This is a genomic window from Micromonospora sp. CNZ322 (assembly GCF_007827755.1).
Map to the genome: position 1 here is coordinate 130,819 of NZ_VITD01000018.1, position 9,875 is coordinate 140,693.

Annotated in this window: 10 protein-coding genes; 8 read left to right on the top strand and 2 right to left on the bottom strand. The window is 71.9% G+C overall.

Translation table 11 applies throughout. The features are described from left to right. The first annotated feature begins 1 nt into the window (after position 1). Together FB453_RS30320 and FB453_RS30325 are read left to right on the top strand one after the other, a co-directional pair. Positions 2-1,144 carry an LLM class flavin-dependent oxidoreductase gene (locus FB453_RS30320; RefSeq protein ID WP_145795660.1) on the top strand — a complete coding sequence of 381 codons (1,143 nt, stop codon included), beginning with the start codon at positions 2-4 and terminating at the stop codon, positions 1,142-1,144. Then, positions 1,141-1,779, top strand: coding sequence for an FMN reductase (locus FB453_RS30325; RefSeq protein WP_145795663.1), 639 nt, complete (start codon positions 1,141-1,143; stop codon positions 1,777-1,779). The genes FB453_RS30320 and FB453_RS30325 overlap by 4 nt, the downstream gene beginning before the upstream one ends. Here the strand turns inward: FB453_RS30325 and FB453_RS30330 are convergent. Continuing rightward, positions 1,772-2,644, bottom strand: a complete 873-nt coding sequence (locus FB453_RS30330; protein WP_145795666.1) for a universal stress protein — start codon at positions 2,642-2,644, stop codon at positions 1,772-1,774. The genes FB453_RS30325 and FB453_RS30330 overlap by 8 nt on opposite strands. A gap of 128 nt (positions 2,645-2,772) precedes the next feature. Between FB453_RS30330 and FB453_RS30335 the strand changes: the two genes are divergently transcribed. From FB453_RS30335 to FB453_RS30355, 5 genes are all read left to right on the top strand, one after another. Further along, the gene (locus FB453_RS30335) at positions 2,773-3,276 is read left to right on the top strand and encodes a winged helix-turn-helix domain-containing protein (RefSeq protein WP_486480525.1); all 504 of its coding nucleotides are present in this window, start codon (positions 2,773-2,775) and stop codon (positions 3,274-3,276) included. 49 nt (positions 3,277-3,325) lie between these two features. Beyond that, a complete protein-coding gene (locus FB453_RS30340; protein WP_145795668.1) occupies positions 3,326-4,801 on the top strand; it encodes a serine hydrolase domain-containing protein in 1,476 nt (491 codons plus the stop codon). A 46-nt stretch (positions 4,802-4,847) separates the two neighbouring features. After that, entirely contained in the window at positions 4,848-5,348 is a 501-nt protein-coding gene (locus tag FB453_RS30345; RefSeq protein WP_145795670.1) for a GNAT family N-acetyltransferase, read from the top strand. Between the two features lie 9 nt (positions 5,349-5,357). Beyond that, positions 5,358-5,999: a YgjV family protein gene (locus FB453_RS30350; protein ID WP_145795672.1), complete on the top strand. Its 642-nt coding sequence runs from the start codon at positions 5,358-5,360 to the stop codon at positions 5,997-5,999. A 228-nt stretch (positions 6,000-6,227) separates the two neighbouring features. Next, positions 6,228-7,565: a hemolysin family protein gene (locus tag FB453_RS30355; RefSeq protein ID WP_145795675.1), complete on the top strand. Its 1,338-nt coding sequence runs from the start codon at positions 6,228-6,230 to the stop codon at positions 7,563-7,565. Positions 7,566-7,587: 22 nt separating this feature from the next. On the opposite strand, the gene FB453_RS30360 is transcribed toward FB453_RS30355, so the two are convergent. Further along, positions 7,588-7,977, bottom strand: coding sequence for a PaaI family thioesterase (locus FB453_RS30360; protein ID WP_145795677.1), 390 nt, complete (start codon positions 7,975-7,977; stop codon positions 7,588-7,590). A gap of 100 nt (positions 7,978-8,077) precedes the next feature. Between FB453_RS30360 and tyrS the strand changes: the two genes are divergently transcribed. Continuing rightward, a complete protein-coding gene (gene tyrS, locus FB453_RS30365; RefSeq protein WP_145795696.1) occupies positions 8,078-9,370 on the top strand; it encodes a tyrosine--tRNA ligase in 1,293 nt (430 codons plus the stop codon). The last annotated feature ends 505 nt before the right edge of the window (positions 9,371-9,875 follow it).

Consider the following 9,875-nt stretch of genomic DNA (forward strand, 5'->3'; position numbering starts at 1 on the left):
CATGCAGTTCGGAATCTTCACCGTCGGTGACGTCACTGTCGATCCGACCACCGGTCGGGAGCCGACCGAGCATGAGCGGATCAAGGCGATGGTCGCCATCGCGTTGAAGGCCGAGGAGGTCGGCCTGGACGTCTTCGCCACCGGCGAGCACCACAACCCGCCGTTCGTGCCGTCGTCACCGACCACAATGCTCGGCTACATCGCGGCGCGTACCGAGCGGCTGCTGCTGTCCACCGCCACCACGCTGATCACCACCAACGACCCGGTGAAGATCGCCGAGGACTACGCGATGCTCCAGCACCTCTCCGACGGCCGGGTGGACCTCATGATGGGTCGCGGCAACACCGGTCCGGTCTACCCGTGGTTCGGCAAGGACATCCGCGCCGGCATCCCCCTGGCCATCGAGAACTACGACCTGTTGCACCGGCTGTGGCGCGAGGACGTGGTCGACTGGAAGGGCAAGTACCGCACCCCGTTGCAGTCGTTCACCTCGACGCCGCGCCCGCTCGACGGCGTGCCCCCGTTCGTCTGGCACGGCTCGATCCGCAGCCCGGAGATCGCCGAGCAGGCCGCGTACTACGGTGACGGCTTCTTCGCCAACCACATCTTCTGGCCCAAGGAGCACACCCAGCGGATGATCGCGCTCTACCGCCAGCGGTACGCGCACTACGGCCACGGCTCCGCCGACCAGGCCATCGTCGGCCTCGGTGGGCAGGTGTTCATGCGCCGCAACTCGCAGGACGCGGTCCGGGAGTTCCGGCCCTACTTCGACAACGCCCCGGTCTACGGGCACGGCCCGTCGCTGGAGGAGTTCACCCGGGAGACCCCGCTGACAGTGGGCAGCCCGCAGCAGGTCATCGACCGCACGCTCGGCTTCCGGGAGTACGTCGGTGACTACCAGCGGCAGCTGTTCCTGATGGACCACGCCGGGTTGCCGCTGAAGACCGTGCTGGAGCAGCTCGACCTGCTCGGCGAGGAGGTCGTGCCGGTGCTGCGCAAGGAGTTCGCCGCGCTGCGTCCGGCGCACGTGCCGGCGGCGCCGACGCACGCCTCGCTGGTCGCCGCCGCGGGCGGTGCCAAGGACAGCACCGTGCACGCCGTCGACGACGTGACCGGCAGGGCGCCGGAGGGGGCGACCCGATGACCCGCCGCACCCTGGCCGTGGTCTCGGCGGGGCTGAGTCAGCCCTCGTCGACCCGGCTGCTCGCCGACCAGCTCGCCGCGGCCACCCGCGACGAGTTGGTCCGGCGCGGCTCCGAAGTGGAGCTGCACGTCGTCGACCTGCGCGAGTACGCCCACGACGTGGTGAACAACATGCTCACCGGGTTCGCGCCGGCGGCGCTGCGCGAGGTCATCGACACGGTGACCGGGGCGGACGGGCTCATCGCCGTCACCCCGATCTTCAGCGCCTCGTACAACGGGCTGTTCAAGTCCTTCTTCGACGTGTTGGATTCCGAGTCGCTGGTCGACCGGCCGGTGCTGATCGGCGCGACCGGCGGCACCGCCCGGCACTCGTTGGCACTGGAGCACGCCGTCCGCCCGATGTTCGCCTACCTTCGGTCGGTGGTCGTCCCGACCGCGGTCTTCGCCGCCCCGGAGGACTGGTCCGACGGCACCGCCGATGGCGCGTTGCGCGCTCGGATCCGGCGCGCCGCCGGGGAGTTGGCCGACCAGATCGAGCGCCGGCCACCGGCCACCGGGCCGGCCGACCCGTTCGCCCTCACCACCGACTTCCTGCAGATGCTCGGCCGAGGCGACGGCGGCGCACCGGTCACCTGACCGGGTGGGCGACCAGCACCGGGCAGTGCGCGTGCTGGATCGCCGCCTGACTGACCGACCCGAGCAGCAGACCGGCGAACCCGGCCCGGCCCCGGGTGCCCACGACCAGCAGCGACGCGGTGCCGCTGGCCTCGATGAGCCCCTGGGCCGCGCCGGCCGCCCGGACCGGATGCTCGCGCACCACCAGGTCGGGGTGTTCGGCGCGCACCACGGCGGAGGCGTCGGCCAGGAGTCGCACCGCCTCGGCCTGGTACGCGGCCTGCGACTCCTCGATCTCCTCCGGCATCGTCCGGTCCCCGTCCGGGGGGCCGACGTGCACCAGCACCAGCGGCACGTCCCGCAGCCCCGCCTCGTCGGCGCCCAGGCTCACGGCGAGCCGGGACGGCTCGGACCCGTCCACGCCGACCAGCACCGGGCCGTCCACCGGGATCGGCTGCTCGTCCGGGCGGACCACCAGCACCGGGCAGTGCGCGTGCGCGGCCACCTGCGTGCCGACCGAGCCGAGCAGCAGCCCGGCGAACCCGCCCAGGCCACGGCTGCCCACCACGACCAGCTCCGCCCGGCGGGACTCCTCGATCATGGTGGCCCCCGGGCCCCCGAGGACCTGACGCACCTCGACGGCGAGGCCGGGCCACCGGCCGGTCAGCTCGGCCGCCGTGCGCTCCAACATCTGCTGCGCCTCCTCGGACGGCGCCGGCACCCCGAGGTCGTACGGGTTGAGTGGCACGCCGTAGCCGGACGGATGCAGGTAGCCGTGCACCAGGAGCAGCGGTCGGGACCGGAGCACGGCGGCCCGCGCCGCGTGTTCGGCGGCGGCGAGGCTGGACGGCGATCCGTCCACGCCCACCACGACAGGTCGGTTCATCGGCGCTCCCTGGGTCGGTCAGGTCATTGTCGACCGCTCAGCCGCGTCGGCGGGGCCGGACGCGCCGGCCCCGGCAGGTGGTCGGTCTGGCATTTGCACGTAACTACGTAAGTTCGTAGTATCGACGTGTGAACACCGTGGAAGATCGGCTGGCCGCGCTGGAGGCACAGGTTGCCGCGTTGAGCGAACGGCTCGCCGCCGCACCGCCGCCACCACCCGCGCCCGAGGGCACCTTCTGGGCGCTCGAGGGCCTCAAACAGCGGCTGCCAACCGACGGGTCGGGCGCGGTGCTCTACACCGGCACCGTCCGAGTCGCCGATCAGCACTACGACTGGCAGTACGGTCGCACCGTCGACGACCTGCTCGCCGCCGACTGGACGGAGCTGCCCAGCACCCTCTCCGCGTTGGCCCACCCGGTGCGGCTGCGGCTACTGCGGGAGATCCTCGGCGGCCGGCAGAGCACCAGCGAGCTGGCCGAGATCGAGGAGTTGGGCACCACCGGCCAACTGCACCACCACCTGCGCCAGATCACCGCCGCCGGTTGGCTGCGCAGCGCCGGCCGGGGCCGGTACGCGGTCCCCGCCGAACGCGTGGTGCCGCTGTTGGCCATCCTCACCGCCGCCGGCCGCTGACCAGACGCGGCTCGGCCGCCCGTCCGACTACCTCCACGGAGGAACCACCATGCGCCGCACGACCGCCACCGTCCTCGTCGTCGTGCTGATCGCCGGCCTGGTCGGGGTGGCGTTGATGCCCCGGGTGCCCCGACTCGGGGCGCAGGCCACCGGCGATCGTGACCTGGCCGCTGCTGCCCGGTCGGCCACGCCCGACCCGTCGGGGCTCCGCGGGCTCGCCGTCGCCCTGGTCGAGAACGGCCGGATCCGCACCGCCGGACTGGGTGACCGGGACCTCGCCGGTCGGCCCGTCGAGCCCGGCACCCCGTTCGAGATCGGCTCGGTCACCAAGGCGCTCACCGGCATGCTCCTCGCCGACCAGGTCGCCGCCGGTGTCGTCGGCCCCGACGACCGGCTCGGTAGCACCTGGCCCGAGGTCACTGGCCCCGCCCGCGACGTCACGCTCGCCGAACTCGCCAGCCACCGCGCCGGCCTGCCCCGGCTGGCCCCCGGCTCCCCGCTGGGATGGGCACGCGTCCTCTGGTCCAACGTCTCCGGCGGAAACCCCTACGCCGAGCAGGGCGTCGACGCCATCCGCAGCGCCGCCGACCGGGTCAGCACCGACGACGACGAGCGTGGCGAGGTCCACTACTCCAACCTCGGGCCGTCCGTGCTCGGCCACGCGCTCGCCGCGAACGCCGGCGTTGCGTACCCCGAGCTGCTGCACGCCCGGCTGTTACGGCCGCTCGGCATGACGGCCACCGTCGTCGCCACCCGCGAGGACGACCTGCCGGCCGGTCGCGCCCAGGGCAGCCGGGCCGGCGGCCGGCCGCTCGATCCGTGGGCGGGAGCCGGTTACGCGCCGGCCGGCGCCGGCCCCTGGTCAACGGCGGAGGACCTCGGCCGGCTGCTCGCCGCGACCCTCGCCGGCACCGCACCAGGTGCCGACGCCGCCACCGCCCGTTACCGCGAGGACGACGACACCCGCATCGGGTACGGCTGGTTCACCACCCGGCACGGCGATCGCGAGGTGGTCTGGCACAACGGCGCTACCGGCGGGTTCCGGTCCTACGTCGGCCTCGAACGGGCGACCGGCCGGGCGGTGGTGGTGCTCGGCAACACCGACAAGGGCGTCGAGCCGATCGGGCTGCGGCTGCTCGGGGTGCCACCGAAGGAGGCCGACTCGGCGACGTCGATGGTGCTGCCGTGGATCGGCGCCGGCCTCGCGGTGGCCTTCACCTTCCTCGGCGGCATCTCCCTGCTCGGCACCGCCCGCCGTCGCCAACTGGACCAGGTGACGCTGCTGGCGGCGGCGGTCTGGGCGTTCGCCTATCTGGGGTTGGGGCACCGGTTGGGGGACTGGTCGGTGGTGCCGGCCTGGCTGTGGCCGCTCGGCGCCGGCCTGTCGGCGGCGGGGGTGGCAGTGGCGGCGATCCGGTGGCGGGCCCTGCCGGTGGTCGACGCGCGGGTGCCGTGGCGTCGGCTGCTGTCGGTGGCGAGCTCCCTGGGCGCCGCCGTGCTGGCGGTCGTAGCCGTCGCCGGCTGACTCCGCGCCGCGGCTTCGCGTCACAGCCGTTGCGTACCCTCGGCCGATGACCTCCGATGTGCTGCTGCGCCCGGTCCGTGAGGACGACCTCGTCGAGTTCTTCCTGCACCAGCAGGACCCGGAGGCCAACCGGATGGCCGCGTTCGGCCCCAAGGACCCGTCCGACAGTCGGGAGTTCGCCGCACACTGGGCCCGGGTGCTCACCAACCCGGCGAACCTGGTCCGCACCGTCGAGGTCGACGGCGAGGTGGTCGGCTACGTGAGCGCCTTCCCGGCCGAGGGGCAGACCGAGGTCAGCTACTGGATCGACAGGGCGCGCTGGGGTCGGGGTCATGCCACGGCGGCCCTGGCCGGCCTGCTGCGCGAGCTGCCCCGGCCGGTTCACGCCCGCGCCGCCAAGGACAACGCCGCCTCCCTCGCGGTGCTCCGCAAGTGCGGGTTCGTGGTGGTCGGTGAAGACTCGGGGTACGCCAACGGCCGCGGCGAAGACGTCGAGGAGTGGCTGCTCGTGCTGCCCGCCGACGGCCCTGACCTGGGCGGGCACTAGTCTCGCGGCGTGAACTGGTTGGATCTCGTCGGCTGGGCCGGCTCCGCGGTGCTGGTCTGGTCGCTGCTGCAGTCGCGCATCCTGCGGTTGCGGGCGCTCAACCTCGTCGGCTGCTTCGTGCTGATCGGCTACAACGCCGCGATCGAGGTCTGGCCCGGCGTCGGGCTCAACGTCGTGCTCGCGGTGATCAACATCTGGTACCTGCGCGGGATGCTCGCCACCCGGCACGACGAGAAGACCTACCAGGTGGTGGAGGTCGGTGTCGGCGACCAGTTCCTCGCGCACACGCTGCGGGTGCACGCCGCCGACATCGCCCGGTTCAACCCCGGTTTCCACTGGGACCCGGACGCGTCGGGCCGCTCGGCGTTCCTCGTGGTCACGGCCGACGAGGTGGTCGGCGTGGTGCTGTCGCACGCCGAGGCGCCCGGCGTCGCCCAGATCGACCTGGACTACGTGACCCCGAAGTTCCGTGACTTCACCCCGGGTGAGTTCGTCTACCGGCGCAGCCACCTGTTCACCGAACGGGGGTTCCGCCGGGTGGTCAGCCCACCCCGGATGGTGGCCCCCTACTACCACCGGCTCGGCTTCCGCCCGGACGGCGACTCGTACGTCCTCGACCTGCCGGCGTCGCCGACGCCCCAGTCGGCGTAACTCACCGTCGCCCCAGTCGGCGTAGCGTCACCGACGCCCCAGCCGGCACAGCGTCACCGTCGTCCGATTCGGCGTAGCCTCACCTGGCCCGATTCGGCGTAGCGTCGCCGGGGCAGGATTCGGCCGGCGTCGGACGGGGCAAAGACACGCCTACGCCGGGCGGGCTCGCCGACCGGCGGGTGCCGCGCGTAGCGGCCGGTGCCACCACCACGAGGGAGCGAACCGGGCGTGCAGAGCTACGGGAGCCAACTGGCCCTGGTCGGAGTCCTGGTCGTGATCAACGCGCTCTTCGCGGGCAGCGAGATGGCGTTGGTGTCGCTGCGAGACAGCCAGATCCAGCGGCTGGAGCGCACCAGCCGGGCCGGGCGGGTGCTGGCCCGGCTCGCCAAGGACCCGAACCGCTTCCTGGCCACCATCCAGATCGGCATCACGCTCGCCGGTTTCCTGGCCTCCGCCGCCGCAGCGGTCTCGCTGGCAAAACCCCTGGTGCCGCTGCTCGGGGTGTTCGGCGGCGGCGCCGAGACGGTGGCGATCGTGGCGGTCACCCTCGCGCTGACCTTCGTCACCCTGGTCTTCGGCGAGCTGGCGCCCAAGCGGATCGCCATGCAGTCCGCCGAGCGGTGGGCGCTGCTGGTGGCCCGCCCGCTCGACCTGCTCGCCAGCCTCACCCGGCCGGCCGTCTGGGCGCTCGGCGCCACCAGCGACGTGGTGGTCCGCCTGGTCGGGCTCAACCCCAAACACCAACCGGAGGAGATCGGCCCGGACGAGCTGCGCGACATCGTCGCCGGCAACCACGGCTTCACCAAGGAGCAGCGCACCATCATCGCGGGTGCCGTGGAGATCGCCGACCGGCGGTTGCGGGCTGTCCTCGTACCCCGGTTGCAGGTCTTCACGCTCGACAGCGGGACCACCGCGGAGGCCGCGCGGCTCGTGCTGGCCGCCACCGGGCACTCCCGGGCTCCGGTCGTGCGCCACGGCGGCCTGGACGACACGGCCGGAGTGATCCACCTACGTGACCTGGTGGGTGTGCCCGACGACCGCCCGGTCGACGAGATCGCCCGACCGCCGATGCTGCTGCCCGACTCGCTACCGGTGGTGGACGCGCTGCGCCAGTTCAAGGCCGAGCGTCAGCACATCGCGCTCGTCGTGGACGAGCGCGGCGCCGTCGACGGCATCGTGACGCTGGAGGACATCCTGGAGGAGATCGTCGGCGAGATCTACGACGAGACCGACCGGGACGTGCGCTCGGTGCGGCGCGACCCCGACGGTGCGCTGCTGCTGCCCGGCACCTTCCCGGTGCACGACCTGCCGGACATCGGCGTGGAGCTGCCGTCGCGTCCGGCCGGTGACTACACCACCGTCGCCGGGCTCGTGCTGGCCCGGCTCGGGCACATCCCCACCGTTGCCGGGGAGGACGTCACCCTGGACGGTTGGGTGCTGGTGGTGGCCGGCATCGACCACCGGGCGATCACCGAGGTACGGCTCAGCCGCGTACCCGATGAAGCCGACGGCGACGCCGACACCGACCAGCCCACGGAGCCGATGCTGGACGAGGCCCGCAGCTGACCGGTCCGGCGAATGCCGTCGCTCAGGCGGGCGAGAGGTTCTGCAGCCGGACCTGACCACGGGCGACCAGCCGCTCCTCGGCGTCGGTGATCTCCACCTGCCAGAGCTGCTGGCTGCGGCCCCGGTGCACCGGAATACCGACCGCCCTCAGCTCGCCGTCCCGGACGGCCCGCAGGAAGTCGGTCTGGTTCGACACCCCGACCACAGTGCCGCGGTCGGCCAGCCAGAGGGAGCCACCCACGCTGGCCGCGGTCTCCACGACCGAGCAGTACACCCCGCCGTGCTGGATGCCGAACGGCTGGTGCAGCTCCGGGCGGACCTGCCAGCTGATGACCACCCGGTCGGCGCTGGCCTCCTCGAACTTGAGGCCGAGCAGGGCGACGAAACCGCCCGTCAGATCCGGAATCTCCATGGCAAAGCCCTCCTCGATCAACGAGGCGCAAGCCTAGCCGGGGCGGGTTGCGCCAAACCCGGTACGGGTTGATGCCGGCAATGGGGGAGAATCGGTGACCGTGACCGACAGCAGCACTCCGCCGTCCGCGCGGGACTCCCTGACCGATGACCTGCTCTGGCGTGGCCTGATACAGGACTCGACCGGCCTCGACGAGCTGCGCGAGCTGCTCGACGGTGGGAAGTCCGCCACGTACTACGTGGGCTTCGACCCCACCGCCCCGAGCCTGCACGTCGGCAACCTCATGCAGGTCCTCATGGCCCGCCGGCTGCAACTCGCCGGTCACCGCCCGTTGCTGCTGGCCGGCGGGGCCACCGGGCAGATCGGTGACCCGAAGGAGAGCGCCGAACGGACCCTCAACCCGCCCGAGGTGATCGCAGGCTGGGTCGAGCGGATCCGAGAGCAGCTCGCGCCCTTCGTGTCCTACACGGGGGACAACGCGGCCCAGTTGGTCAACAACCTGGACTGGACCGGCGAGATGTCGATCGTCGAGTTCCTGCGCGACGTGGGCAAGCACTTCCCGGTGAACAAGATGCTCGCGCGGGAGGTGGTGCGTGCCCGCCTGGAGACCGGCATCAGCTTCACCGAGTTCAGCTACCAGCTGTTGCAGGCCAACGACTTCTTCGAGCTGCACCGCCGGCACGGCTGTCAGCTCCAGTTCGGCGGCTCCGATCAGTGGGGCAACATCACCGCCGGCGTCGACTACGTGCGCCGGCGGGGCGCGGGGCCGGTGCAGGCGTTCACCACGCCGCTCGTCACCAAGTCCGACGGCACGAAGTTCGGCAAGACCGAGGGCGGTGCCGTCTGGCTCGACCCCACGATGACCAGCCCGTACGCGTTCTACCAGTTCTGGCTCAACGTGGAGGACCAGGAGGTCGACCGCTACCTGCGGTACTTCAGCTTCCGGACCCGTGAGGAGCTGGAGGAGCTGGCCAAGGCGACCGCCGAACGACCGGCGGCCCGGTTGGCGCAGCGGGCGCTCGCCGAGGAGCTGACCATCCTGGTGCACGGTGCCGACGAGACCCGACAGGCGATCGCCGCCAGTCAGGCGCTCTTCGGCCGCGGATCGTTGGACGAGCTGGCACCGGAGACCCTGCGCGCGGCCCTGACCGAGGCGGGTCTCGTACGCCTCACCGGCGAATTGCCGGATGTGGCGGGTCTGCTGCGGGACTCCGGTCTGGTGAGTGGCCTCAAGGAGGCCCGGCGGGTGATCGCCGAAGGCGGCGCCTACGTCAACAACAACCGGGTGACCGAGGTGGACGCGAGGGTGTCGCCGGCCGACCTCCTGCATGGCCGATACCTGGTGCTGCGCCGGGGGAAGCGTTCGTTCGCGGGCGTTGAGCTGGGTGAATAGCCACCTGTCGACGATGTGACGGGGGACGCGTCCGGCGGATTTGACGATCATCCCGCCGGACGCGTAACTTTCTCTCTGCCAGCGCGGAACGGACGAAACAGGCGAAAGCTTGAAGCGGCCGGAGCGCCGGCCAACGGCCAGGGGGTCGGGTGGGCATGCCCACCGGAGCCCCAACCGGGAGGTGCCGCCATAAACGCCGCGAGGCGGATTTGGCGCCGCGAAACCGACCGGGTATGGTTACGAACCGGTAGGGCACCGGGCGGGTCGCGAGAAATCGCGACGGCCGGCCTGCCGGAATCCATGACGAGAGCGGCGCAAGCCGGTTGCGACATGGTGCCCGCGTTATCGGGTTGAAGCACGACGAACCGCGAAATATCGGTTTGACACGGCGGAAACGAGCGGGTAACGTAGTAAAAGTGCCTGGCGCTGAAAGCGCTGGTCGCGGAGCGGTGAATAGCCCCGGTTGGGGTTCCACTGAGGTGGGGCTTCTGGTCGGTGTGTGGTT